Annotated in this window: 21 protein-coding genes; 14 read left to right on the top strand and 7 right to left on the bottom strand. The window is 60.5% G+C overall.

Features of this window, described 5'->3' with window-relative positions:
* Positions 1-38: 38 nt before the first annotated feature.
* Entirely contained in the window at positions 39-488 is a 450-nt protein-coding gene (locus H8B14_RS11010; RefSeq protein ID WP_187315685.1) for a PA2169 family four-helix-bundle protein, read from the top strand.
* 398 nt (positions 489-886) lie between these two features.
* Here the strand turns inward: H8B14_RS11010 and H8B14_RS11005 are convergent, their stop codons facing one another.
* Together H8B14_RS11005 and H8B14_RS11000 are read right to left on the bottom strand one after the other, a co-directional pair.
* Positions 887-2,809, bottom strand: coding sequence for a DEAD/DEAH box helicase (locus tag H8B14_RS11005; protein ID WP_187315684.1), 1,923 nt, complete (start codon positions 2,807-2,809; stop codon positions 887-889).
* 432 nt (positions 2,810-3,241) lie between these two features.
* A complete protein-coding gene (locus H8B14_RS11000; protein WP_044017446.1) occupies positions 3,242-3,433 on the bottom strand; it encodes a cold-shock protein in 192 nt (63 codons plus the stop codon).
* A gap of 237 nt (positions 3,434-3,670) precedes the next feature.
* Between H8B14_RS11000 and H8B14_RS10995 the strand changes: the two genes are divergently transcribed.
* Positions 3,671-4,081, top strand: a complete 411-nt coding sequence (locus tag H8B14_RS10995; RefSeq protein WP_187315683.1) for an acyl-CoA thioesterase — start codon at positions 3,671-3,673, stop codon at positions 4,079-4,081.
* A gap of 9 nt (positions 4,082-4,090) precedes the next feature.
* Here the strand turns inward: H8B14_RS10995 and H8B14_RS10990 are convergent, their stop codons facing one another.
* Complete coding sequence (locus H8B14_RS10990; protein ID WP_187315682.1) at positions 4,091-4,723, bottom strand: hypothetical protein; 633 nt, start codon at positions 4,721-4,723, stop codon at positions 4,091-4,093.
* Between the two features lie 70 nt (positions 4,724-4,793).
* Here H8B14_RS10990 and H8B14_RS10985 point away from each other — a divergent pair, with 70 nt between their 5' ends.
* Positions 4,794-8,318, top strand: a complete 3,525-nt coding sequence (locus H8B14_RS10985; protein WP_187315681.1) for a UvrD-helicase domain-containing protein — start codon at positions 4,794-4,796, stop codon at positions 8,316-8,318.
* A gap of 162 nt (positions 8,319-8,480) precedes the next feature.
* The gene (locus H8B14_RS10980) at positions 8,481-9,740 is read left to right on the top strand and encodes a TCR/Tet family MFS transporter (RefSeq protein WP_187315680.1); all 1,260 of its coding nucleotides are present in this window, start codon (positions 8,481-8,483) and stop codon (positions 9,738-9,740) included.
* A 157-nt stretch (positions 9,741-9,897) separates the two neighbouring features.
* On the opposite strand, the gene H8B14_RS10975 is transcribed toward H8B14_RS10980, so the two are convergent.
* A complete protein-coding gene (locus H8B14_RS10975; RefSeq protein ID WP_187315679.1) occupies positions 9,898-10,209 on the bottom strand; it encodes a GldL-related protein in 312 nt (103 codons plus the stop codon).
* A 68-nt stretch (positions 10,210-10,277) separates the two neighbouring features.
* Between H8B14_RS10975 and H8B14_RS10970 the strand changes: the two genes are divergently transcribed.
* From H8B14_RS10970 to H8B14_RS10945, 6 genes are all read left to right on the top strand, one after another.
* A complete protein-coding gene (locus tag H8B14_RS10970) occupies positions 10,278-13,364 on the top strand; it encodes a PD-(D/E)XK nuclease family protein (RefSeq protein ID WP_187315678.1) in 3,087 nt (1,028 codons plus the stop codon).
* 115 nt (positions 13,365-13,479) lie between these two features.
* Positions 13,480-13,914 (top strand): nucleoside deaminase, encoded by a 435-nt coding sequence (locus tag H8B14_RS10965; RefSeq protein WP_187315677.1) that lies wholly within the window; start codon positions 13,480-13,482, stop codon positions 13,912-13,914.
* Between the two features lie 112 nt (positions 13,915-14,026).
* On the top strand, positions 14,027-14,332 hold the full coding sequence (locus tag H8B14_RS10960; protein WP_187315676.1) for a hypothetical protein: 306 nt from the start codon (positions 14,027-14,029) through the stop codon (positions 14,330-14,332).
* Complete coding sequence (locus tag H8B14_RS10955) at positions 14,305-14,709, top strand: hypothetical protein (protein ID WP_187315675.1); 405 nt, start codon at positions 14,305-14,307, stop codon at positions 14,707-14,709. The genes H8B14_RS10960 and H8B14_RS10955 overlap by 28 nt, the downstream gene beginning before the upstream one ends.
* Positions 14,710-14,804: 95 nt before the next feature.
* On the top strand, positions 14,805-15,632 hold the full coding sequence (locus tag H8B14_RS10950; protein ID WP_187315674.1) for a mechanosensitive ion channel family protein: 828 nt from the start codon (positions 14,805-14,807) through the stop codon (positions 15,630-15,632).
* A gap of 178 nt (positions 15,633-15,810) precedes the next feature.
* Positions 15,811-17,589 carry a chloride channel protein gene (locus H8B14_RS10945; RefSeq protein WP_187315673.1) on the top strand — a complete coding sequence of 593 codons (1,779 nt, stop codon included), beginning with the start codon at positions 15,811-15,813 and terminating at the stop codon, positions 17,587-17,589.
* Positions 17,590-17,596: 7 nt separating this feature from the next.
* On the opposite strand, the gene H8B14_RS10940 is transcribed toward H8B14_RS10945, so the two are convergent.
* Entirely contained in the window at positions 17,597-18,787 is a 1,191-nt protein-coding gene (locus H8B14_RS10940) for a cation:proton antiporter domain-containing protein (protein ID WP_187315672.1), read from the bottom strand.
* A 332-nt stretch (positions 18,788-19,119) separates the two neighbouring features.
* Between H8B14_RS10940 and H8B14_RS10935 the strand changes: the two genes are divergently transcribed.
* A complete protein-coding gene (locus H8B14_RS10935) occupies positions 19,120-20,331 on the top strand; it encodes a BaiN/RdsA family NAD(P)/FAD-dependent oxidoreductase (RefSeq protein ID WP_187315671.1) in 1,212 nt (403 codons plus the stop codon).
* A 63-nt stretch (positions 20,332-20,394) separates the two neighbouring features.
* Here the strand turns inward: H8B14_RS10935 and H8B14_RS10930 are convergent, their stop codons facing one another.
* Positions 20,395-20,655, bottom strand: a complete 261-nt coding sequence (locus tag H8B14_RS10930) for a hypothetical protein (protein WP_187315670.1) — start codon at positions 20,653-20,655, stop codon at positions 20,395-20,397.
* A gap of 224 nt (positions 20,656-20,879) precedes the next feature.
* Here H8B14_RS10930 and H8B14_RS10925 point away from each other — a divergent pair, with 224 nt between their 5' ends.
* Entirely contained in the window at positions 20,880-22,331 is a 1,452-nt protein-coding gene (locus tag H8B14_RS10925; RefSeq protein WP_187315669.1) for a diadenylate cyclase, read from the top strand.
* 131 nt (positions 22,332-22,462) lie between these two features.
* Here the strand turns inward: H8B14_RS10925 and H8B14_RS10920 are convergent, their stop codons facing one another.
* A complete protein-coding gene (locus tag H8B14_RS10920; RefSeq protein WP_187315668.1) occupies positions 22,463-23,452 on the bottom strand; it encodes an aldo/keto reductase in 990 nt (329 codons plus the stop codon).
* Between the two features lie 128 nt (positions 23,453-23,580).
* Here H8B14_RS10920 and H8B14_RS10915 point away from each other — a divergent pair, with 128 nt between their 5' ends.
* Both H8B14_RS10915 and H8B14_RS10910 read left to right on the top strand, forming a co-directional pair.
* Positions 23,581-24,102 carry a DUF4112 domain-containing protein gene (locus tag H8B14_RS10915; protein WP_187315667.1) on the top strand — a complete coding sequence of 174 codons (522 nt, stop codon included), beginning with the start codon at positions 23,581-23,583 and terminating at the stop codon, positions 24,100-24,102.
* Between the two features lie 193 nt (positions 24,103-24,295).
* The gene (locus H8B14_RS10910; protein ID WP_187315666.1) at positions 24,296-24,697 is read left to right on the top strand and encodes a hypothetical protein; all 402 of its coding nucleotides are present in this window, start codon (positions 24,296-24,298) and stop codon (positions 24,695-24,697) included.
* Positions 24,698-24,747: the final 50 nt, after the last annotated feature.

The following is a 24,747-nucleotide window of genomic DNA, read 5'->3' as shown; positions in this document are numbered from 1 at the left end:
ATACTTGTTCTTTCTTAAACACCAAAACACCCCTCTCCATGGAAGCTAAAGCACTGCAAGCCGGCCTCAACGAACTACTTGAAACCCTGAAGGACGGCCAAAAAGGCTACGCCGAAGCACTGACCGACGTTGAGGACGCTGACCTGAAGGAAACCTTCAAAAAATACGCCGCTCAGCGCTCTGCCTACATCACCGAGCTGGAAGACCAGATGCACAAGCTCAACCTGCATCCCGAGGAAGAGTCGTCTATCACCGGTACCATTCACCGCGCGTTCATTAACCTAAAAGGCCTGGTAACCAGCAAAGACCGGCACAGCATCCTCGCCGAGTGCGAGCGGGGCGAAGACTACGCCAAAGCGGCCTACGAGAAAGCCCAGAAGATTCAGGACGTGCCGGCTGCCATCAAAACTATCATTGAGAAGCAGGCGGCCGGCATCAAGCAGGGCCACGATGAAATCCGTGACCTGCGCGACGCTGCCAAGAAGTAACAGCACATATTGTACAGATTAAGTTGATTTCGCAGATTTCGACTTTTATCGACACAAAGAAAGCCGCTCCGTAGTGGGGCGGCTTTCTTTATGCGTTTCTCTGAATACAGAATTGGTAGCAGTAAATAGAGCGGTTTTGTAAACAGTGTACGGCTACTGTAGAAACGCGACACTTCGCGTCTTGGCATTGAACGGTTTTGCGGAGGCGGCTCGGCACGAGAAGACGCGAAGGGTCGAGTCTCTGTACCGTTCGGGAAACCGCTATAACTTGAAGAAAGCTGCTCATCAAACCCCAATCAACGCAAAAGAGCCACTTCAAATGAAGTGGCTCTTTTGCGTTTTGCAGTTCAACTTGAAATCTGCGAAATCAACTCAATCTGCACAATTTGTGCTGTGGGTTAGTCGTCGTTGCGCTTGCCTTTGTAGCCGCCGCCGTAGCTGCTGCCTCCCTCGCGGCGGTTGCCGCCACCGTAGCTACCGCCACCGCGGTTGCCACCGTAGCTGCTGCCGCCCTCGCGACGCTCGCCGCCGCCGTAGGAGCCACCGCCGCGGTTGCCACCGTAGCTACCGCCCCCGTAGGAGCTACCGCCCCGACGCTCGCCGCCGAAGCCGCCTTCCCGACGCTCACCACCGCCGAAACCGCCGGTGCGGCGCGGACGCTCACCGCCACCGAAGCCGCCGCGGTTGCCGCCTTCCTGCTGCGCATCACCTTCCTGGCGGGGCGTAGCAATGTTGAAGGCCACTGGCCGGCCCTGGATGGAGCTGCGGCCGAGTTGGCTTACCACTTCTTCCACGAACTCATTCGGTACTTCCACGAAGCTGAACTTGTCGTAGAGCGCAATATCGCCGACTTTGCTGGCCGTGAGGCTGGTGTTTTCGGCAATCAGGTCCACGATGTCGCGGGGGTGCAGACGGTCCTTCTTGCCCATCGTCACGAACAAGCGCGTGAAGCCGGCGCGGGCGGCACCCTGGGTGCGACTGGCGTCGAGGCTTTCCTGGGCGCGCTTGTCTTCCTTCATCGTCATTTTTAGTAGAGCAGCAGCCACGTCGAGCGACGTAATGCCATCCTCCTGGTCCTGGTCGATGAGGCGCTGCACGCGGGCCACGTACTTGTCGAGGTTGCCTTTCTCAATTACCTCCTTGATGGAGTTGAGCATCAGCGTGGTTTTCACCTCCGACACATCTTCGAAGGACGGCACACGCTCCTGCTTGATGTTGGCTTTGGTGAAGCGCATGATGTCGCGCAGCTTGTAGATGTCGCGGCCGCTCACGAAGGTGAAGGCCTTGCCCTGCTTGCCGGCGCGGCCGGTGCGGCCGATGCGGTGTACGTAGTATTCCTCGTCGGCGGGCAGGTCGTAGTTTACCACCACTTCCACGTTGTCCACGTCGATACCGCGGGCGGCTACGTCGGTAGCTACCAGGATTTCGAGGGTGCCTTTGCGGAATTTATCGAGCGTGTTCTGGCGCTGCTGCTGGCCCATGTCGCCGTGCAGACCTTCGGCAAAGTAGCCTTTGGCTTGCAAATCGCCCACAATCTCGTCGACCATGCGCTTCGTGTTGGCGAAGACGATGCCCGACTTGATGTTGTACATGTCGATGAGACGGGTCAGCACGTCTTTTTTCTGCGGACCGCGCACCTCAAAGTAGCTCTGCTCGATGTTGGTAACCGTCATTTCCTGATGGTTTACCTTCACGATCTGCGGATCCTTCTGGTAGCGCTTGGTCATCTCCATGATCGGCTTGCTCATGGTAGCCGAGAAGAACACCGTCTGGCGGTCTTCGGGCATTTTCTTGAGCACCGTCTCGATGTCGTCGCGGAAGCCCATGTCGAGCATTTCGTCGGCCTCATCGAGGATGATCATTTTGCAATGCTCCAGCTTGAGCGTACCACGCTCAATGTGGTCCATTACGCGGCCGGGCGTACCAATTACAATCTGCACGCCACGCTCTAGGGCGCGGAACTGCCGGTCGTAGCTAGAGCCACCGTAAATCGGCACTACGGCCAGACCACGCTTGTATTTGCCTAGCTTCTGGATTTCGCCGGATACCTGCACTGCCAGCTCACGGGTGGGGCAAAGTACCAAGCACTGCACCTCACGCGAATCGGTGTCGATGCGCTCAATGGCGGGAATGGAGAAGGCGGCGGTTTTGCCGGTGCCGGTCTGGGCCTGGCCGATTACGTCGCGGCCCTGGAGCAGGACCGGAATGCCGGCGGCTTGGATGGGGGATGCTTCTTCGTAGCCAACTTCGGTGATGGCACGCTGCATTTCTTCAGAGAGGGTCAGCTCGCTGAACTTGGTCTTAACGGTTTCGTTTTCCATGTCGGTTGAATGGAGTGGAGTGAATAGCTCTGAAAACAGCGGATTCAGCGACGCTCTTCTCTCCCACTCAACACAACGACAAGTGACGGAAGCAACGGACGGAAGACAAAGCCGGCCCAACAAGTTTCTTTAAGGCAGCTCACAAGCTGCGCGGAACGTGGCCGTTCTCAAATGCGGCTGCAAAGGTACGGATTATTTATTGGGAATCCAGATAACAGATAATCATTTCAATGCAGACACTTCAAGCACGTCATGCTGAGCTTGTCGAAGCATCTCTACCGCTTCGTTGCAGTGCTAATCCGGTGAAGCGGTAGAGATGCTTCGACAAGCTCAGCATGACGTGCTTTCTTCTCTTATAGTCCCTCAACCGCATAAAAAAAGCAGGCTCCCGAGTGGGAACCTGCTTTTCTAGATATCCGAAAAAGGAATGGACTAAGCCAGCTTCACTTTTACAGCATTCAGGCCTTTGCGGCCCTGAGCAATTTCGAATTGAACTTTGTCGTTGTCGCGAATCTCGTCGATGCACTCCGTAACGTGAACGAAGATGTCTTCGCCGGTGCCGTCAACTTTGATGAAGCCGAAACCTTTGGTTTCGTTGAAGAATTTTACAGTTCCTGTCTGCATGGTACTTGTGATGATGGATGGTTCTCTAAGAAAAGCAGTACGAAACGCTGCTTTCCCCTTCTCATCGAAAGTACTCAACAGGCCTGTGGTAGCCACCATTCTTAAACTGTGTCAAAGATAGTGGAAGTTTTGAGTTTAGCTTACCTCAAGCCAAGAACTTGTATATAGTTGCGGGCAGGTGCAGTTTCAGAAGCGCCGGTTTCAGCGTTCCTTTACGGCGGCCAACCCGCTGCTGCCATGACCACGCCCGCTTTTCGCTTTTCGTACCTGCTCACCGTCCAGCCCGAAGACATCGACGAGCTGGACCACGCCAACAACGTGCAGTACGTGCGCTGGGTACAGGACACGGCCGCCGCGCACTGGCACACCGCCTACCCGCCCGCCGACGGCCATACCTTTATCTGGGTGGTGCGGGAGCACCGCATCCGCTACCACCACCCGGCCCTGCTGGGTGAGCAGCTGCGCTGCACTACCTGGATTGGCGAGGTGCGTGGCGCCCAGAGCCAGCGCTTCGTGCGCATCGAGCGGGCTGAGGATGGCAAGCTGCTCTGCGAAGCCGAGACGCAGTGGGTGCTGCTGGACCCGCAAACCAAGCGCCCGGTGCGCGTTACTTCGGAAATGGTGGAGCGGCTGTGGGGAGCAGTGTAGCTTAGGCTTCTAGTCGGCCTGTTTGGTAAAGACTACTTGGTAGGTAAGTTGATAGGTAAGCAAGTAATTGGGAAACCCACTGGAATCAGCTGGAGACAACTCAAACACCTCCTTGAACTGCGGCCCGTCTAAAGTGAGCTTCCACTTGCGGGTTGAAGGAATTTTTGCTTGCAGACAGGGGAACAACCGCTTGGCCACAGAGCGCACTGCGGCTTGTGTCGCTTGTTGAGACGAATCAACATTCAGTAGCCAAGTACCCTGCACCTCGAATACCCTTCCTTTGCGGTCAGCGGAGAAGTTCACGGCGCCATTTACGGCGCCATCTTCAAGCTGCACTGACAATTGGGGGTGCGTAGATATATAATCACTGATTTGAGGATACCAATAGTTGTAGCCGCTGTTCGGATCAAAATTAAACGTCAGAGATGTGTCAAGCGCACTTGACTGGCTGCCGATGGAAAGCAATGGTTTGCCGCGGAACTGTAGGCACAGCGGTTGCGTGTAGTGTCGGGTGGTATCAAAGCCAGTGGACGCAACCAGCGAGTCTGCTCGGTAAGCTTGTCTCACTTCCCTGGCGGCCGAGTCGTCGCTGCAAGCACCTGCTAATAAAGCAATAAGCATCTCCAGGTAAAAACGTCTCATGTCTTGCATGCTTATATCCCTGCCAACCTACGGTATATTGCTGAATTAGCAGTTATAGGTCTACCCTCCAATGCCCGCAACCTTCCGCATCTACTCTTCTTCTGCCGGCTCCGGCAAAACGTATCAGCTTACCAAGGAGTATCTGAAGCTGGCGCTGGGCAGCGAGGACCCGGCGTATTTCAAGCAGGTGCTGGCCATTACGTTCACCAACGACGCGGCGGGCGAGATGAAGCAGCGCATCATTGGGGCGCTGCGCAAGTTTGCTTACCCCAAAGCCGGCGAAACGGATGCGCTGCTGGCCGAAGTGGCCGAGGAGCTGGCCGCCGAAGGGCTGCTGCCGCGCCGCACCGAAACCGCCGAGGAACGCCAGCAGGAAGTGCGCCGCCGGGCTCAGGAAACGTTTCGGCTGGTGCTCTACCACTACGCCGATTTTGCGGTGAGCACCATCGACTCGTTTGTGCAGCGCATCGTGACGGCCTTCACGCGGGAGCTGGAGCTGCCGGCCACGTTTGAGGTGGAGCTGGACACCGACGCCGTGCTGCAAACCGCCGTGGCCGCCCTGCTCGACAAAGTGAACCGCGACCCAAACTCCCAACTGCTGGCCCGCACCCTCACCGAGTACGCCCTGAGCCGCGCCGACGAAGGCAAAAGCTGGAACAACCTGCCCGACGAGCTGGCCGGTTTCGGGCAGTTCCTCTTCAACGAAACTGTGCACGAGGCCGTGGCGCAGCTCCAGACGCTCACGCTCCAGGACTTCCGCCGCCTGCACGACACCATGCGCCAGCGCCGCGAAGTCATTGAGAACCTGTTCCGGGACGTGGGCACGCTGGCCGCGGAGGCGCTAACCGAAGCCGGCGTAACGGACGCCGACCTCTACCAGGGCCGCAGTGGCATCTTTGGGTACGCCACCAAATGGGAGGAGCGCCTGCTGCCCGACAAGGAAGCCAACTCTTACGTACGCATCACCCTCGACCAGGACAAATGGTACAGCGGCAAAGTGAAAACCGAAGCGGACCGCCAGCGCGTAGACGCCGCCAAACCTGTGCTGCAGACCGCCTACGAGCAGTTTGAGAAGCTGCGCGACGTGCTGCTGCCCCAGTATCTGCTGCTCACGGCCATGCAGCCCTACCTGTTCCATGCCTCGCTGCTGAGTGAGCTGAACAAGATAGTGGAGCAGGTGAGCCGCGAGCGGAACGTAGTGCTTATCAGTGAATTCAACCGCCGCATTGCCGCCATCGTGCTGAAGGAGCCGGTGCCGTTTCTGTACGAGCGGCTGGGCGAGCGGTACAATCACCTGCTGATTGACGAGTTTCAGGATACGTCGGTGCTGCAGTGGAACAACCTGCTGCCGCTGGTGGAAAACTCGGTGGGCAAAGACAACCTGAACCTGGCCGTGGGCGACGCCAAGCAGGCCATCTACCGGTGGCGCGGCGGCGAGATGGAGCAGATTCTGCGCCTGCACCAAGACAACACCGATGCCCTGGCCGCCCGCGCCACCGAACCCGAAACCCAGCGGCTGCTACAGGAGCGCTACCAGGGCCTGCAGGGCCGCCTAGAGCCGAAGTCGCTGAACGTGAACTACCGCTCGGCGGCCGCAATCGTGGATTTCAATAACGAGTTCTTCAGCCACCTACGTACCCAACACCCCGATTTTGCGCTGGTGCAGGACTTGTTTGAGCCAGGGTTCCGGCAGACGGTGCCGGGCCGGACCTCACCCCCTAGCCCCCTCTCCCGTGCGCCTCACCCCCTAGCCCCCTCTCCAAAGGGAGAGGGGGGCCGGGGGGGTGAGGCGCCCGGCCTGGGGCTAGGGGGTGAGGCCCCGGCCGGCCACGTGGAAATTCTGTTCACCGGCAACGAGGCGCCGGCTCGGCCCTACCACCCGCAGGATGGCACCTACGACGCGGGGCCGCTGCCGGGCTATTTGCCGGAGGCCACGCTCGACTACGACGAAAGCACGCTGTATCTGACCCTGGCGCTGGTGCAGCAGGCGCTGCGCGACGGATTCCGGCCGCGCGACGTGGCGGTGCTGAGCCGCACGCGGCGGGGCAGCCGGCTGGTCGCCAAGTTTTTGAAGGAGCGCGGCTACGATATTATTTCCGCCGATTCGCTGTCGTTGGAATTTGCGGAGGTGGTGAACCTGCTGGTGGCCATCTACCGGGTGCTCAACCAGCCAGCCGACACGCTGGCCCGGGCCGAGGCGCTGCTGCTGCTGGATAGAGTGGTGCGCCGCGTGGCCCCCACCCCGGCCCGCGTGCGCCATTTGGCAAAGCTGGCCAATGCGGAGTCGGCGGCGGATTTCTTCGAGGAGTTCCGAACGCTGGGCTACGACCTTCAGGAGCAGGAAACCGGCAACCTGGGCCTGTATGAGCTGACCGAGCGGCTGATTGGGCTGTTTGGTCTGCTGGGCCGCAACGGCGAGAGTGAGTACCTGTTCCGGTTTCTGGACCTGACTTTGGAATACAGTCTGCGCTACGGCAACAACCTCAACAACTTTCTGGCCTATTGGGAGCAGCGCAAAAGCAACCTCAGCATCAACGCCCCCGCCGGCCGCGACGCCATTACCATCACCACGGTGCACAAGGCCAAGGGCCTGGCCTACGGAGTGGTGATTGTGCCCTTCGCCGACTGGAGCCTGGAGCCGCACCGGGGCACGCTGCTGTGGGGCCGCCTCAATGAAGACGACAAGCCGGTGGCCGACATGCCAGCCGTGGCAGTGGTGCCGCTCACCAAAAACCTGAGCCGTACGGCCCTGGCCGGGCAGCTGCTGCAGGAGCGCGAAAAAACCTTCCTCGAAGGCCTCAACATGCTGTACGTGGCCCTCACCCGGCCGCGGCACCGGCTCTACATCCTCAGCAAACGGCCCGAGCCCAGCAGGAAAGCCACCGATGACACCGCTCCGGAAGGGCCCGCCAAAAACGTGGCCGAGCTGCTGCACAGCTACCTCAAACAGCAACAGCTGTGGAATGAAGAGCAGGTATCATTTGTGGTTTCGCAGGGCACCGCTGCCAAAGCTGACCTGAAAAACGACCAGCCGACCACCCATAACTTCCACCTCACCAACCTCGAAACCGCGCCTTGGGAAGAGCGGCTGCGGTTGCGCCGCCACGCCACTACCGTGTTCGATTTCGACCGGCAGGGGCAGCTAGGCGAGTGGAACCGCAAGCTGCACTATGGGTTGCGCCGCCTGCTGCTGGCTGAGGATGTGGAGCGTGTAGGCCGGCAGCTGGCCGCCGAGGGCTTCATCAGCGGGCGGGAGCGGGCGGCGCTGGAGCAGCGTCTGCAGCAGGTAGTGGCGCACCCCGAGCTGGCCCGCTACTTCAGCGCCGACGTAAGCGTAGAGACGGAGCGCGAAATATTGGTGGGCGGCGTGAAGCGGCGCGACTACAAGCCCGACCGGGTGGTGTTTGAGACACTGCCCGGCGCCACTGGCCGTGGTGAGGTACGCGTCACGCTCCTCGATTTCAAGGTGCCGCCGCCCAGCCCCACCCACCGCCTGCCGCTGCAGCAGTACGCGCAGCTGTTCCGGCAGCTCGGCTACCGCGAAGTGGTGTGCGTGCTCTACTATTTCGGCTCCGAGGAAGTGGTGCTGTTTTAGCGCGGGCCAGTAGCACCGAATTTTGCAGTTCGCGTCTCCGCGCTGTTATAGCTATCCGAACGGCGTGGGGGCGCGAACTGCAAAGTTCGCGCTACTGCTGCCCAACCCCGGCTTGCGGCCGGGGTGGCATGCCGTACTTTCGTCTGGCCCAACCTGTATTCTATGTCTGCTGCCCGCAAGCCTGCCCTGGCGTTTATTTTTATCACGCTGCTGCTCGATGTCATTGGCTTTGGCATCATCATTCCGGTGCTGCCCAAGCTGATTACACACCTCACCGGCGAGCCGCTGAGTGCAGCGGCGCGCTACGGCGGCTGGCTGGGCTTTGCGTTTGCGAGCATGCAGTTCCTATTTTCGCCCATCCTCGGCAACCTTTCCGACCAGTACGGGCGGCGGCCGGTGCTGCTGTTTGCGCTGTTCGGCTTCGGCCTCGACTACCTGTTTCTGGCCTTTGCGCCGTCGGTGGCGTGGCTGTTTGTAGGACGCATTATTGCGGGCATCACCGGGGCCAGCTTCTCCACCGCCTCGGCCTACATTGCCGATATCAGCACGCCCGAAAACCGGGCGCAAAACTTCGGCATGATTGGGGCGGCGTTCGGGCTGGGCTTTATTATCGGGCCGGTGCTGGGGGGCAAGCTGGCGCAGTTTGGGCACCAAGCGCCGTTTCTGGCGGCCGCCGCCCTCTCGCTGCTCAACTGGCTCTACGGCTTCTTTGTGCTGCCCGAGTCCCTGGCCAAGGAAAACCGCCGCCCCTTCGACTGGAAGCGGGCCAACCCTATCGGCTCGCTCCGGCAGCTGCGCAAGTACCCGGTAATCATGGGGTTGGTGGTGGCCATGGTACCCATCTATGTTGCCGCCCACGCCACCCAGAGCACTTGGTCGTACTTCACCATGTACCAGTTTCATTGGACCGAAGACCAGGTAGGTAACTCACTGGGCGCCGTCGGGCTGCTTACGGGCTTGGTGCAGGGCGTGCTGATCCGATACCTCAACCCCTGGCTCGGCAACAAACGCTCGGTGTTTATCGGACTAGGGCTGTACACGCTGGGCTTTGCGCTGTTTGCGTTTGCCGGGCAGCCCTGGATGATGTTTGCCTTCCTGGTGCCTTACTGCCTGGGCGGCATTGCTATGCCGGCGCTGCAAAGCATCATGGCCGGGCAAGTGCCGCCTTCCGAGCAGGGCGAGCTACAGGGCGCCCTCACCAGCCTGGTAAGCCTCACGTCCATCATCGGGCCGCCACTAATGACCAACCTGTTTTCGTTCTTCACCAGCCCAAATGCGCCGGTGCATTTCCCCGGCGCGGCCTTCCTGACCGGCTCCGTCCTCACGCTCATCAGTTTGCTGCTGGTGACCCGCTCTTTGCGCCATTACGCGGCCCCGGCCGAGCCGCTGGAGCAGGTCGTGGAAACCGCTCCCGGCCACTAGCAACCATCGTTCCGACGCGGGAGGAAGCTGGATGAGGACCACTGAGCAGCTTTTTTCAGATTCCTCGTCACGCTAGGAATGACAGCAGTGTGCTTATCTACTGACTACCCGGCAGCTTCCGTAGGTTCTTCAGCGCCTCAAGCACGGCCAGCACCCGCTACCAGTTCAGAAACTCCCGGAGTTTCGGGTGCGTGAGCAGCTTCAGCAGTAAGCCTACTACGCCCAAGGCTTTCAGCGCCATGCCGCTTATCAGCAGCAAGTCGGCCCCGGCCCAATGCTGAATCTTGAACAGCGCGCCAACAAAATCAACGCAGAAACCAAGAAAGAGTAAAACGAGAAAGTGTTTGACTTTCATACTTGTGTAGTTGATGAGGGTTCCAACTTCTTCGGCATCCGCCCAAAGTGTCTCAGTGGTACTCATGATTAATTGAAAATGAGGGCGCTTAGGGGCAATAGTCGTGGCGGCCACAGGTTATTCGCTCAATTCTATGCTTGACAGCGCCCTTGCTGGCCGCTTACAGGGTATCTTTACTAGCTATGAATTCGCTCCTGCCGCCACTCGTTTCGCCTGCTTCTGTTTCCACCGAGTCGTTTCTGAGCCAGATGGCCCGCGACCTGACTGCGCGCTATGCCCCCGAGGAGCTGTCGGATTTGGTGGTGGTGGTACCCACGCGGCGGGCGGTGGTGTACCTCAAAAACGAGTTGGCCATGGCCACCGATGCCGGTGAGGCGCTGTGGAGCCCGCGCGTGGCAGCTATGGAAGACTACATGGTGGAGCTGGCCGGCGTGCAGGTCGAAGAACCCATAACGCTGCAGTTACTGCTCTACGATATCCTTAAGGACATTGACCCCAAGCTGGATTTCGATCGTTTCGTGAGTTGGGCAGGTTTACTACTCGAAGACTTTTCCAGCCTCGACCAAAACCTGGCCAACGCCGACAAAGTGTTTGAATATCTGTCGCAGGCCAAGGCGCTGGAGCGCTGGGATTTGGGCGAAGCGCCGAAGCCGGAGTCGATGACGGCCGGCTACTTCCGCTTCTGGGACGACCTCAGCAAGGTGTACTACCGCTTGCGCCAACGCATGCTGGCGCAGCGCGTGGCCTATCCCGGCCTGGCATACCGGCGCGCGGCCGAGCGTGTGGCTCAGTTGCTGGAACAGGGCAAACCGCTGGCGCGGCACGTCTTTCTGGGGCTCGGCTTCCTCTCGAAAGCCGAGGAGCGCCTGATCCAGCTGCTGCTGAAAGCCGGCTTGGCCGAGGTGCGCTTCGACGGCGACTCGTTTTATATGGATGCCGACACGCCCAACCGCGCCGGCCAGCACCTGCGCCGCTACCTCACGCGCTGGGAGCTGCCGCTGGAAGCGTTTGGCGGGCCGGCCGATTTGCTGCGCGGGCTACCGCGCCACGTGCGCTTTGTGGGCGTGGCCAACGCCAGCATGCAGGGCAAAGTAGCCGGCCAGCTGCTGGCCGCCGCCCGCCTGGCCCACCCCACCGGCACCGTAGCCGTGGTGCTACCCGACGAGACCCTGCTGCTGCCCGTGCTGCACGGCCTGCCGCCCGATGCCGTGCCCGACTACAACGTGACTATGGGCCTCAGCTTCCAAAGCACGCCGCTGTTCAATCTCGTGGACCTACTGTTTGAGGTGCACCTGACCGGCATTCGGGAAGGATCCAGCGAAACCGGCTACGGCGTGCCGCGCTACCACCACTTGGCCGTAGCCAAGCTGCTAGGGCACCCGTTTCTGCGCCGCTACCAGCAGTGGCTCGACAAGCAGCCCAACCCCGAGTACCACGGCCTGCTCGACCACATTTGCCGCGCCATTGTGAAGCGCAACGCCGTGCTGCTGCCCGCCACCGAACTGCTGGAGCTGGGCAAAGAGCACCCACTCCTACAGGCCCTGTTCAAGACATGGGACACCTGCGACGACATCATTGCAGCCTGCTACACGCTGATTGACCTCTTGAAACAGGTGTACCAGGAGCAGCATTCCGCCATAGAGGCCGAGTACCTGTACCTGTTTTATACGCTCGTCAAGCGCCTGGACTCGGTGTTCGACTGCCGGGAGCAGCGGCTGTCGGTACGCTCGTTTCGGCGGTTTCTCTACGAGCAGATGACGCGCACCCGGCTGCCCTTCAGCGGTGAGCCAATTGCCGATGTGCAGGTAATGGGCCTCTTGGAAACCCGCGCCCTTGACTTCGACCACATCATCCTGCTCAGCTGCAACGAAAACGTGCTGCCGGCCCCCAAGCGCCACACCTCGCTATTTCCGTACGACGTGCTGACCGAGTTCCGCCTGCCTACTTACGCCGACCACGAAGCCGCCACTGCCTACCATTTCTGGCGTCTGCTGCAGCGTGCCCGCCGCGTAGATTTGGTGCACGTGCTGCCCGGCGCCGAAGGCACCCGCACCGGCGAGCGAAGCCGTTTCCTGCTGCAGCTCCAGAACGACCTGCTGCCCCAAAGCCCGCAGATGGTACTGGAGGATATGGTGGCGGTGACTTCACCCCCTAGCCCCCTCGCCAAAAGAGAGGGGGAATTAGAGTTAGAACTAGGCTTTAAAAAGCTAGAGACTAGTCCCCCCTCTCTTTTGGCGAGGGGGCTAGGGGGTGAGGTATCGGCTGGCGGTGAGGCCTCATTAGGTGACCTGGTCCTCGACAAAGACGCCGGCATGCTCCAGGCTTTGCGCTCGTTGCTCGACAGAGGCCTCTCTCCCACGGCCCTCAACGAATACCTGGCCTGCTCGCTGAAGTTCTACTTCAACCGCGTAGCCAAGTTCCGGGAGGCCGACGAAGTGGAGGAAGCCCTGGGAGCCGATGGTTTCGGAACGGTAGTGCACGAGGCGTTGGAAGACCTGCTCACGCCGTTTGCCCACACCATCCGGCGCGAAGTGGTAAACCCCAAAGCACCGGCCCTCACGGCCAACGACATTCCGGCCCTGGTGGCACTGGCTCCCGTGATGGTAGCCAAGGCGCTGCGCAAAGAGGAAAAAGACCGCCACGCCCGCGCCGACGAAGGCCTTAACCATGTGCTGGGCCAGGTGGCCTCGCAGCTGGTACGGCGCTATCTGGAAGGACTGGTGGCTGAGAAAGACGGTCTGCCGCTGCAGATTCAGGGCTTGGAGGAAGAGCTGCACGCCACGGTGTTTGTGCCCCTGCCCAGCGGCGAAAAGCTGCCCGTGCGGCTTATCGGCTTTGCCGACCGGGTAGACCAGCTGCCCGACGGCCGCCTGCGCGTGGTAGACTACAAAACCGGCCTCGTGCAGGCCCACGAGCTGAAGCTGCAGAAGCGCAACGAAACCGCCGCCGACGCTGCCGAGCGTCTCGTGCTCGACGCCACCTACTCCGCCGACAAGGTGCGCCAGCTGTGGCTCTACCGCTTCATGCTGGCCCAGAGTGGCCGCCCTGCTGCCGATGCGGCCATCATATCTTTGCGCAACCTGCCCGCCGGCCCCATGCCCGCCGATATGGGCTTCCTCACCGACGACGGCCAGGAGTTCCTGCCTCGCAGCGAGGAGCTGCTGAGCCGCATTATCAACCGCATCCTCGACCCGCAGGAGCCCATCCGCAAAACCGACGACCTCGACAAGTGCCAGTATTGCCCCTACAAAGGCATCTGTGCCAGGTGATTGTTGATGGCTGGGAGTTGATTGCTGTCTGCTCAGGCATCTGCTCCTGGCATCCTCACCTCCCATTAACGATTACAGATTCAACAATCATCCTCCAACTCTTAACAATCATCCTATGGACGAATTCATGCAGGCTGCCATCGACGAAGCCCGCCAAGGCCGCAAGGAAGGCGGTATTCCGATTGGCTCGGTGCTGCGCCGCGGCAACGACATCGTGAGCCGCGGCCACAACAAGCGCGTGCAGGAGCTGGACCCCATTGCCCACGGCGAAATGGACGCCCTGCGCAACGCCGGCCGCCAGCGCACCTACCGCGACACGGTGCTTTACACCACGCTTATGCCCTGCTACATGTGCGCCGGCACCATCGTGCAGTTCAAAATTCCGAAAGTGGTGGTCGGTGAGGCGCGCACCTTCGGCGAGTCCAGGGCCTTCCTGGAAAGCCACGGCGTGGAAGTGGTGATTCTGGACTCCGAAGAGTGCGTGGAAATGATGCGCGAGTTCATCGAGGCCGAGCCTACGCTCTGGAACGAGGATATTATGGAGCTATAGAATGCCTATTGCTGCGTAACTGAACACGCCGGCAGCGGTTATCTAGCGGCCGGGTCTGCTGTTGGAAACCATCCGACAGCAGGCCCGGCCGTTAGTCATTACCTTTGTTCGCATGGAAAACAAGCCGCTTACCGCCACCAAGAAATGCCCACATTGTGGGTTCTGGAGCCCGTGGCAGCAGCTGGCTACCGACCGGTGCGAGCGGTGCGGCCTCCACCTCGATGCGCCCCGCATGCGCAGCGAGCAGCAGCGGCAGGAACTGGCCGACAAGCCCCTGCCGTCGTTTATGCAAGTGGAGTTCAAGCCCGAGGATGGGCCATTGATGCGGTTTGCCAAACACATTATTCGGGGTGGGCAGCTGGCTTTCGGCGCCATCGTTTCGTTTCTGCTATGGCTGGTGGCAATGCTCGCGGGCTAAGGTGGTGGCCGCCGGAGCTGCGCCAGCCGCTGTTTCTAGCGCTGTCCGCACTCTATTTATTCTCGCTGCTCAACCGCCACTGGCACTTCTGGGCGCTGCCTGCCGCCCTCAACTCACACCTTGCCGATTTACTGGCACTTCCGCTGCTGCTGTCCATCACGCTTAGCATCATGCGGCGCTACTACTTCCGGCAGCCGGCTTTTGTGTTGCCCGGCAGCTGGGTGGTTTGCACCTGGCTAAGCGTCTCCCTGCTTTTTGAGCTGCTGCTGCCACTGCTGCGCCCGCGCGCCTTCACCGCCGACTGGCTGGATGTGGTGGCCTACGGCCTCGGCGGGCTGGTTTTCTGGCGCTCACTCAACCGCCCAGCGCCGCGCTAACCGAACCTGCCCGCCCCGTTTTTGCGTAGAACCATCTAAACGCCCCGCCGGCCCGTGCCGCGGGGCGCTTGATTTTAGTTGCTGACCGACTGTGTATGCTGAATGATTTGAACCGGGTGCTGTCCACGTATTGGCAGCAGTTTTTATACGTGTTGCCCAAGCTGGCCTTGGCATTGGTGCTGCTGATTGTGGCCATTTTCGTGGCCAACCGCCTGAGTGTCCTGCTGGGCAGCCGCCTGCGCCGCCGCTCCCACGACCCGCTGCTGGCTGATTTCCTGACCCGCATCAGCAAGTGGGTGCTGGTGCTGCTGGGCCTGCTGCTGGCGATGGAAGTGGTAGGGCTTTCCGGGATTGTGAGTGGGTTGCTGGCCGGGGCCGGGCTGTCGGCGTTCATCGTGGGCTTTGCCTTCAAGGACATTGCTGAGAACTTCTTGGCCGGCGTGATTCTGGCCTTCAACCGCCCGTTTCATATCAACGACACTGTGCAGATCAAAGACCAGGTGGGCCACGTGGAGGCCCTCAACCTGCGCACCACGCTCATCCGCTCCTTCGACGGCAAGCACGTATTCCTGCCCAACTCCTTGGTGCTCAAAGAGCCGCTCATCAACTTCACCCGCGACGGCAACCTGCGCCAAGACTTCCTGGTGAGCGTAGACTACGGCACCGACAGCAACCCCAGCACCGTGCAGGAGCAGCTGCTGGCTTTTCTGCGGCAGCAGCCCGAAGTGCAGCACGATTCGCCACGTCTGCCTTACATCATCCTGGAAAAAACCACCGGCACCACCGCCGATTTGCGCGTGTACTTCTGGACGTCGGCCGAGGAGTACCGCAGCGGTACGCTGTTGATAAAAAGCGGGCTGATGCAGAAAGTGAAAGACCTGCTGCAAAGCACCGGCTACCCGGCGCCTGGCCTGACGCAATAGGTTTCCGGAAGACCGCAAAACGCCCGCTCCACAGCTTGCCCAACGGTTGGCCGCAGAGTTTCGGTGCTTCTTTTTTCTATTTTTATGGGGCACTGACGCCGCTTTTTCACTATCCTGCGTTGTGCTATTAGCCCTGCGTGCCGTGTGGTAGGCAGGCTTCTCCTTTTGCTGCGCGGCAATGCCCAAGAATATTGTTCATCGGATTCTTAGCCCTCTGTTGCTGTGGCGGTTGCGCCATATCAACGACCGGGTATATCTGATTCTGGTGAGTGTGCTGGTGGGTTTGATGGCCGGCCTGACAGCGGTACTGCTCAAAAATTCGGTGCACCGCTCGCAGGAAATGCTGTATGCCTGGGTACCGGAAGAGAAGCGCGTGTTTGCTTTGTTCCTCTACCCCATCATTGGTATTGCGCTGTCGGTGCTGTTCACGCGCTACTTCCTCGACGGCAACCTAAGCCGAGGGCTGGGGCCCATCATCTACAACATTGCCCGGCAGGGTAGCATTGTACCGCGTAGCAAGCTGTATTCGCAGTTTGTCACGTCGTTTATCACAGTTTCGTTTGGCGGCTCGGCCGGTCTGGAGGCCCCGATTTCGGTGACGGGTGCGGCGCAGGGCTCCAACCTGGGGCGGCTGTTGCGCGTGGGCCGGCGCGAGCGGCGCCTGCTGGTGGGCTGCGGCGCGGCGGCGGGCGTGGCGGCCATCTTCAACTCGCCGATTGCGGGCGTGCTGTTTGCCGTAGAAGTGGTGCTCAGCGAGTTAGCCGCACCCTACTTTATTCCGCTTTTAATTTCCACGGCCACCGCTACGGTGGTGTCCAAGGCGCTGTTTGAAGGCCAGCCATTCGTGCTCATCACCACCAGCTGGCCCGTGGATGCAGTGCCGTTTTACCTGATGCTGGGCTTGTGCACGGCGCTGCTGTCGGTGTACATGATCCGGGTGTACTTCGCGGCCGACAAGTTTTTTGAACGCTGGCCAGGCACGTTCCGCAAGGTGGCGGTAGGTGGTTTAGTGCTGGGCGTGCTGGTGTTCCTGTTTCCGCCGCTGTATGGCGAGGGCTACAACATTGTGCAGCTGCTGCTGGCCGGCAAGGGCGAGGATTTGGTGAGCGGCTCCATTTTCGCTGTTTACCGCGACGAAAACGTGTGGATTCTGCTGGGTGTGGCGGCGGCCAGTATGCTGCTCAAAGTATTTGCCACCACCATTACAGTGGGCGCCGGCGGCAACGGCGGCATGTTCGGCTCGTCGCTGTTTGCGGGGGCGCTGCTGGGCTTCGTGTTTGCCCGCCTCATCAACCTCAGCGGCCTGACCAGCGTCACGGAGGTGCATTTTATTGTACTGGGCATGGCGGGCGTGCTGGCCGGCGTGGTGCATGCTCCGCTCACGGCCATCTTCCTGATTGCCGAAATAACGGGCGGCTACGCGCTGTTCGTGCCGCTAATGGTCGTTACCAGCTCATCGTACCTGATTACCCGCTATTTCGAACCCTACTCTGTGTATACCCGGAAACTGGTGCAGAAAGGCGTGTATATGCACCAGGACCGCGACCGGAGCCTACTTTCGCAGCTAGATTTGCAAAAGCTGGTGCAGACCGACTTCGAACCCGTACACCCCGACGACACGCTCGGCACACTTGTAGATACCTTTCGGCACGCCACCCGCAACCTGTTTCCGGTAGTGGATGAAGACGGATTGCTGGTAGGCGTAGTCACGCTCGATACCGTGCGCGACGCCCTCTTCGACGACGTACACTACACCACCACCCGCGTGCGCGACCTAATGACCGACCCCGCCGCCGTCGTCAACTCCGACGACTCGCTGCTTGATTCGCTGCGCTGCATGGAACAACTCGGTGTGCCTGCACTGCCGGTAGTGGACCAGGGCCACTATATAGGTTTCCTACTTAAATCCAGCATTCTGGCCGGCTACCGCCGCCAGTTGCTCAAGGAAACCGAGTAGGCGGCGTCTAATATTCGCCTATCTGCGGGTCTTTTTTGGTGAGCTGCAGCCCGATCATCATCAGCACGCCAGTCAGCAGAATTACCACAAACAGCAGGCTTTCCCCCACTTCGCCGAGGTGATGGCGCGCCGGAATGCTGTAAAAAAGCAGCACTGTAATGAGGCCTTTGGGTGCAATAAACAGCTCCGGAATCAAATCGGATTTGGCGACGAAGCGCAGGTAGAGGTAGCGGATAACGGTGAGCACGGCCACAATCAGCAGCCCCTGCAGCAGCAGCGTGCCGCTAATAAGTGTGCTGAGCGTGATGCTAAAGCCGAACAGCAGGAAAAAGAACGTGCGGATCAGGAAGGCCGATTCGGCGGTGATGCTCTTGAGCGGGTGCAGCTCGGCGGCCAGCTGCTCGGGGTGCAGCCACCGTTGTAGGCGTGGGCCGCGCAAAATCAGGGAGGCGTTGTTCACGGCCAGCCCAAATACCAGCACCAGCACCAACGACGACAGGTGCAGCTTCTTGGCCAGGCTATACAGCAGCACCAGGAACGCCAGAATCAGGAAAAACTTAACGTGCAGCCGGATGCGGCCCAGCAGAAACGCCAGCGCCGCCGTGCTCAGCACCGCCACCACCAGCACCGCCACCACGTCGCGCGAGAACGTAACGACGGAGATGCCCTGCGCGAAATTGTCCTGCAGCGCGAAGTTGAACAGCATAATGCCCAGGATGTCCGAAAACGTGCTTTCGTACACAATAAACTCCTGCTTTTCTCCCATCAGGTTGGCCACGCTGGGAATAGCAATGGCCGAGCTGATGACAGCCAGCGGCACGGCATTCACGAGGCAGGTTTGAAACGACGCCCCCAGATACCACTGCAGCAGCAGCGCAATAGCCACCGACTGCACCACCAGCATCAGCACCGCCGCCAGAAACGAGCGACGAATCAGCGGGGCTTTTTCGCGGGTCAGCTCCAGGTCTAGGGCGCCTTCCAGCACAATCATAATCAGGCCGATGATACCGAATATTTCCAGCACCACCTTCGGGATACCCAGTGTGAAGTCGAAGTAGTCGGCGGCTTGGCGCAGGGCAATGCCCGTAAGCAGTAGCATCAGCACCGATGGCACTTTGGTGGCCCGCGCTATCAGGTCGAAGAGGTAGGACAGAATGACGGCCGCACTGAGGCCGATGAGGATAGAATAGGAGCCCATACGTGCAAGCTAAGGCCGCGCAGAACACCCGTCCTCGGCCCGGCAATGCCACGCTATACGACAAAAGCGCCCCCAGCGCCGAATCGGCCGTACCTTTGGGTTTTACAGTGGTGAGGTGACAAGTGATAATATAAGGCCGTCATTCCGAGCGTGCGAGGAATCTGGCGTGCTGACGTTGTTGGAAAAAGCACGTCATGCTAAGCTTGTCGAAGCATCTCTACCGGTTCCATTAGGTTAGTTTGGCAATGTCAGCACGTCAGATTCCTCGCACGCTCGGAATGACGCTCTAACCTCATCACCCCATCACCTCACCACTCCATCACCTCAACCAAGTGAAACACGTTGCCATCATCGGGGGCGGTCCGGCGGGGCTACTGGCAGCCCAGCGGCTGGCGGAGGCTGGCTGCCAGGTAGCTGTGTATGAGGCGCAGGCAACCGTAGGGCGCAAGTTTCTAGTGGCCGGCCACGGCGGATTCAACCTCACCAACTCCGAGGAGCCGGCCGGTTTCGCCGCGCGTTACGGGGCCCGCCACCCGGCTTTTCAGGAGTTGCTGGCCCATTTCTCCCCCACCGACCTGCGCCGTTGGGCCGACGATCTGGGCATTGCCACATTTGTAGGCACCAGCGGACGGGTGTTTCCGCAGGAGCAGCACAAGCCGGCCGATTTGCTGCGGGCCTGGGTGGCGCGGCTACGCGCGTTGGGCGTGGTGTTGCATTTGCGGCACCGGTGGCTGGGCTTCGTGGGAGAAACCAGCCTGCAGCTGCGCAACGAAGCCACCAACGAAACCCTCTGCATCAGCTCCGACGCTACCGTACTGGCACTAGGCGGGGCCAGCTGGCAGAAAACCGGCTCCGACGGCCAATGGGTAGCCGCGCTGCAAACCATCGGGGTGCAGTGCGTGCCATTTGCGCCGGCCAATTGCGGGGCCGAGGTAGCGTGGTCGGAATTTTTCCGGGCGAAAGTGGGCCGCACACCGCTTAAAAACATTGCGCTGCGCTGCGGCAGCCACATGGAGCGGGGCGAGATAATGTTTACTGAGTACGGCGTTGAAGGCACGCCCGTGTACGCCCTCACGCCGGCTTTGCGGGCGGCGCTGGCGCAGGGTGGCTTGGCCCCGCTCCTGCTCGACCTCAAGCCCGACCTTTCCGATGCCCAGCTGCTGCAGAAGCTGCAAAAACCCCGCGCCGGCCGCTCCCTCGCCGATTTCCTGCGTCAGACCCTGCGCCTCAGCAACCCCATCCCGACGCTGCTGCGCGAAACCGCCTCAACGGAAGATACTGCCACGCCGGAAGCGCTAACCCAACTGCTACGCGCCGTACCGCTGCCCGTACATGCCCTGCGCCCCCTCGATGAGGCCATCAGTACGGCGGGCGGCGTGGCGTGGGAGGAAGTGGATGAGCACCTGATGCTGCGCCGCCGCCCCGGCACCTACGTGGCCGGCGAAATGCTGGACTGGGAAGCGCCCACCGGCGGCTATCTGCTGCAGGGCTGCTTCAGCACGGGCGCCTGGGTGGCCCGCAGCGTTGCCATGCATAGCGGATAACGGACGTTCAGGTTGGCGTGTATGAAGTAGGAGTAGCGCGAACTACAATGTTCGCGCTACTACCTACTCGTTGACAATTGCTTTAGCTTCGGCTTCGGCCAGAATAGCTTTAGCCTCAGCCAGCAGCCGCTCGCCAGGGTTGAGCTGGCGGCGGGCAATCAGGGCCACCAAAATAAAAAACGACACAATCGGCAGCGCCCAGCCCAGCGCAAACCACCGCCAGAACGAGTAGCCATAGCTGACGGCGCAGTAGCCCGTAACCAGCGGCAGCACCGAGAAGGCGCACAGAAACCCTATTCCGGACAAGACAAAGTAGGCGAGCATGGCAGTAGCAACTACTTTCTAAGATACAGGTTCCGGCCATGCCTTGCAAGGCAAAATGCGGGCTTCTTGCTTACACAACCCCGCATGGGGCCGGAAGTTGCCACGTCGGCGGCAAGTTGCGGGGTAGTAGGCTTATCTTCGGAAGCTCTTTTCCCGTATCTAGCCAATCTGCTTCTTCTGCCCCATCCTCTTTGCCACCCTCGCCCAGCCCTCAGCTCCCATCTATGTGGGACCACCAAAGCCTTTTTCGCGTTTCAGCTCAGCTTTTTGCGGAGGGAATCTTCAATCTGCTCGACCGTACGCTTAAACCGGAAGTGTTCCTGCTGGGGCTTGCCTCAGCCAAAGAAACTGATGCGCCTCAGGCCGTGGTGGTGGAACCAGCCACGCTGCGCTACACCCCCGCTGATTTTGCCGGGGTAAAAACTCGCGCCTTTGCTCTGGAACCCGATGGCCCACGGGATGTAGTGTACCACCTGCACCCTGCTGACCACGACCGATACGAAAAGCTGCGCTGGTATGAGCTGCTGCGCCGCGCCACCGAGCAAACCCTGCACGACCTGACTGCCAGCCGCGGCGAAGAACGCCTAAGCTTTTGCTCGCCGCCTGTCAGCCTCTACGGTTATCAGGTGGTCGTAATTCTGCAGCTTTCTGCTGAATCTTATCAAGCCTATTATTCGCTGCCGGTTCCGGGGCCTGGCAACCGTCCTACTTCTTTGGTGCATGCTGCTGTGCAGGAATTTCTGCTTGACTGCAGCCGGGCCCTCCGCGAATCCGATACCGATGATGACCGGCCCGTGCTGGACCGAGACTACAATGAAGTATTGCGGGCCGCGGGCCGTAGTTTTATGTTGCGCGCCGCCGCCGGGACTCACGGCCTCTACGATGCCTGCAACGGTGTGGCAGCCCTGCGCCACGAAGGCGACGAAGGTGTGGGGCTGATGCTGCTGGCACGCCGTCATCATCCGGCCATTGTGCCGGTCCTCACGCTGGAAAGCCCTATTCCACTGCGCGACCACCGCCGCATCCGGAAGCTGCTGGAGCTTAGTGAAGACCATACGGCCCTGGTTTCCGATGCCACCGATGTTTTCGGTTTGGGTTACCTTGTATCACCTGAAGACCCCGCGTATGAGCCGCTGTTTACTGTGCATTTCACGCGCCACTACAGCTGGGAGCTCAGCCACAACGAGCAGGTGATGATGAAGGTAGTGTCGAACACGCCGCGCCTGCCGCAAGGCCGCGTCGATGCCGAAAACTTCGCTCGCGCCATTGTCCGCATCTTCCCGTACCTCGACACTGACGCTGTTTCTTACCTCTGGGAGCTGACTCAGCGGGCTACCGAGCAAACCAACGGTACTATTCTGGTAATCTCGGAGGGCGCCGCGCAAGAGGCCGTGCGCCTCACACGGCAGTGCTTCCGGGTGGCTCCGCGCCTGATGACGCCGTCGGTGCTGCGTTTGGTCACCAACATCGACGGAGCCGTGTTTGTGGCCCCCGACGGCACCTGCCACGCCATCGGCGCCATCCTCGACGGCCTCGCCACTGAAAAAGGCGACTCCTCCCGCGGCTCCCGCTACAACTCGGCCCTACGCTACGTGGAAAGCAGCCGCTACGCCTGCCTGGCTGTGGTGGTCAGCGAGGATGGCCTGATTGACCTGCTCCCGCCCATGCGGCGCTAATACGCATACCAAGAACGTCATGCAGAGGCGCAACCGAACCATCTAGCCAGTGTAGTAATAAATGAATTTACCACACTAGCGAGATGCTTTGGCTACGCCTCGGCATGACGGTCTTTCTATCTGACCGCTCGTTAGCCGTTTACCGACTTCATCATCTGCTCGGGGTAGCGGGGGCCGGCGGCGGCTCCACGAGGTGCAATGGCATCGAGCTGGGTTAGCTCATCAGCGCTCAGCTGCACGTCGAGGGCGCCCAGGTTTTCTTCGAGATACGCCACGCGCTTGGTACCGGGAATGGGCACTACATCGTCGCCTTGGGCCAGCACCCAAGCGAGGGCCAGCTGGCCGGGCGTGCAGTTTTTCTGGGTGGCCAGCTCGTTGATGCGCGCCACGAGGTCCAGGTTTTTCTGAAAATTTTCGCCCTGGAAGCGGGGCGTGAAACGGCGGTAGTCGTCGGGCGCCAAATCTTCGAACTGCTGAATCTGGCCGGTGAGGAAGCCGCGGCCCAGCGGCGAATAAGGCACAAACCCGATGCCCAGTTCGCGGCAGGTTTGCAGCACGCCGTCCTCGGGGTCGCGGCTCCAGAGTGAGTATTCGGTTTGCAGGGCTGCAATCGGGTGTACAGCGCTGGCGCGGCGCAGCGTGTCGGGGGCAGCTTCGCTCATGCCCAGGTGGCGCACCTTGCCGGCTTTCACCAGCTCGGCCATGGCCCCAATGGTTTCCTCAATCGGCGTGGCCGGATCAACGCGGTGCTGGTAGTATAGGTCGATGTAGTCGGTACCGAGGCGGCGCAGGGAGTCGTCGCAGGCCTGGCGCACGTACTCGGGCCGGCCGCTGATGCCGCGCTTGCTGGGGTCACTTGGGTCGCGCAGAATCCCGAATTTGGTGGCAATGACCACCTGCTGGCGACGGTCTTTCAGGGCTTTGCCTACCAGCTCCTCGTTCTTGTAAGGGCCGTACATATCGGCTGTGTCGAAAAACGTGACGCCCAGCTCGGTGGCGCGGTGCAGCGTCCGGATGCTTTCGGCATCGTTGGGCTGGCCGTAGAAATCCGACATGCCCATGCAGCCGAGGCCCAGGGCAGAAACGGTAAGGCCGGAGCGGCCCAGTGTGCGGTGTTGCATAACGGAGGTAGTGTAGGGGTTAAGACGTAACTGGAGCTTACCACAACGGCCGGCCGGCAGCAGGGTTGGGTTCGGCTGCACAACCTGCGCGGGCCTATGTTGCGTTTAACCGCCAAACCCTCTTCCCCATGACTGCCTCCCGCTACTCTCCGGCCCGCACCACCGCTGCCACTCCCTTCGAAAACGATGAGCGCCTGCGCTGGGTGGAACGTATTTCGCACCTGCTCGACAGCCAGTTTAGCGTTCCCGGCACCAAGTGGCGCTTCGGCCTCGACCCGCTCATGAGCTTCATCCCAATTGTGGGCGGCATTCCGTCGTTGGCCGTGTCGGGCGTGCTCATTCTCACCATGATGCGCCACGGCGCCAGCGGCCAGGTGGTGGTTCGCATGGTGCTCAACGTGCTGCTGGATACGCTGATAGGCGCCATTCCCATCCTGGGCACCATCTTCGACTTCGCCTATAAAGCCAATGACCGGAACGTGCGGCTGCTGCGCGCCCACTACCAGGAAGGCAAGCATCAGGGCAGCGGCAAAGGCCTGCTGCTGGTGGCGCTGCTGGGCCTAATAGCGCTGTTTGGCCTGCTGATCTGGGGTTTGTGGGTCGCGGGCGTCTGGCTCTGGCACCTTGGCGAAAGCCAACAATGGGTGTAGGCCATTTGTCATTGCGAGCAGCGCGAAGCAATCCTTTCGCTGAGACAAACGCCCCTTACAGACAAGCCCTCTGACAGTAGGTTGCTAACCTGGTGCCGGAGGGCTTTCTGCATAGGAAGATTTAGAGCAAGCAGAGGAAGGATTGCTTCGCGCTGCTCGCAATGACAGCAGCTTACACGCTACCTTTGCGGGCGTGAAAAACCTCCGTTTATTCTTGGTGCTGCCCGTGGTAGCCTGCCTTTCTTCCTGCCTCTCGCTGAACAGCGACGAGCAACAGGCCGAAGCCGCCGAAAAAGCCGTGCTGGCCAAGCACGACGAGCTGATGGCCCAGATGGACCAGCTCACCACCCTGCGCCAGCAGCTGCAGAAAACGCCCGGCCCCGACACTGTGGCTGCCGGCCGCCACCGCCGCGCTCTGCTCGCCGCCGATGCCGCCATGATAGACTGGATGCACCGCTACCAGAAGCCTGCCGACACCGTGGCCGTCAGCCGGCGCCTGGCCTATTTCGCCGCCCAGCAGCACCGCATGGATTCGGTGGCCGGTTTGTTTCGAACCAGCCTCGACTCGGCCCGGTTAGTATTAAGGACCAAGTAACCGCAAGCTTCCGCTACTTGGTTTGGCTTTTTCTTCTTGACTTAACCCGA

The sequence above is a fragment of the Hymenobacter puniceus genome, assembly GCF_014333525.1.
GTDB lineage: Bacteria > Bacteroidota > Bacteroidia > Cytophagales > Hymenobacteraceae > Hymenobacter.
This window is presented reverse-complemented; position numbering and strand designations above follow the sequence as displayed.

Coding starts and splice junctions, on each gene's coding strand:
- H8B14_RS11010 (WP_187315685.1), top strand. CDS start 39: ATGGAAGCTAAAGCACTGCAAGCCGGCCTCAACGAACTACTTGAAACC.
- H8B14_RS11005 (WP_187315684.1), bottom strand. CDS start 2,809: ATGGAAAACGAAACCGTTAAGACCAAGTTCAGCGAGCTGACCCTCTCT.
- H8B14_RS11000 (WP_044017446.1), bottom strand. CDS start 3,433: ATGCAGACAGGAACTGTAAAATTCTTCAACGAAACCAAAGGTTTCGGC.
- H8B14_RS10995 (WP_187315683.1), top strand. CDS start 3,671: ATGACCACGCCCGCTTTTCGCTTTTCGTACCTGCTCACCGTCCAGCCC.
- H8B14_RS10990 (WP_187315682.1), bottom strand. CDS start 4,723: ATGAGACGTTTTTACCTGGAGATGCTTATTGCTTTATTAGCAGGTGCT.
- H8B14_RS10985 (WP_187315681.1), top strand. CDS start 4,794: ATGCCCGCAACCTTCCGCATCTACTCTTCTTCTGCCGGCTCCGGCAAA.
- H8B14_RS10980 (WP_187315680.1), top strand. CDS start 8,481: ATGTCTGCTGCCCGCAAGCCTGCCCTGGCGTTTATTTTTATCACGCTG.
- H8B14_RS10970 (WP_187315678.1), top strand. CDS start 10,278: ATGAATTCGCTCCTGCCGCCACTCGTTTCGCCTGCTTCTGTTTCCACC.
- H8B14_RS10965 (WP_187315677.1), top strand. CDS start 13,480: ATGGACGAATTCATGCAGGCTGCCATCGACGAAGCCCGCCAAGGCCGC.
- H8B14_RS10960 (WP_187315676.1), top strand. CDS start 14,027: ATGGAAAACAAGCCGCTTACCGCCACCAAGAAATGCCCACATTGTGGG.
- H8B14_RS10955 (WP_187315675.1), top strand. CDS start 14,305: ATGGCTGGTGGCAATGCTCGCGGGCTAAGGTGGTGGCCGCCGGAGCTG.
- H8B14_RS10950 (WP_187315674.1), top strand. CDS start 14,805: ATGCTGAATGATTTGAACCGGGTGCTGTCCACGTATTGGCAGCAGTTT.
- H8B14_RS10945 (WP_187315673.1), top strand. CDS start 15,811: ATGCCCAAGAATATTGTTCATCGGATTCTTAGCCCTCTGTTGCTGTGG.
- H8B14_RS10940 (WP_187315672.1), bottom strand. CDS start 18,787: ATGGGCTCCTATTCTATCCTCATCGGCCTCAGTGCGGCCGTCATTCTG.
- H8B14_RS10930 (WP_187315670.1), bottom strand. CDS start 20,655: ATGCTCGCCTACTTTGTCTTGTCCGGAATAGGGTTTCTGTGCGCCTTC.
- H8B14_RS10925 (WP_187315669.1), top strand. CDS start 20,880: ATGTGGGACCACCAAAGCCTTTTTCGCGTTTCAGCTCAGCTTTTTGCG.
- H8B14_RS10920 (WP_187315668.1), bottom strand. CDS start 23,452: ATGCAACACCGCACACTGGGCCGCTCCGGCCTTACCGTTTCTGCCCTG.
- H8B14_RS10915 (WP_187315667.1), top strand. CDS start 23,581: ATGACTGCCTCCCGCTACTCTCCGGCCCGCACCACCGCTGCCACTCCC.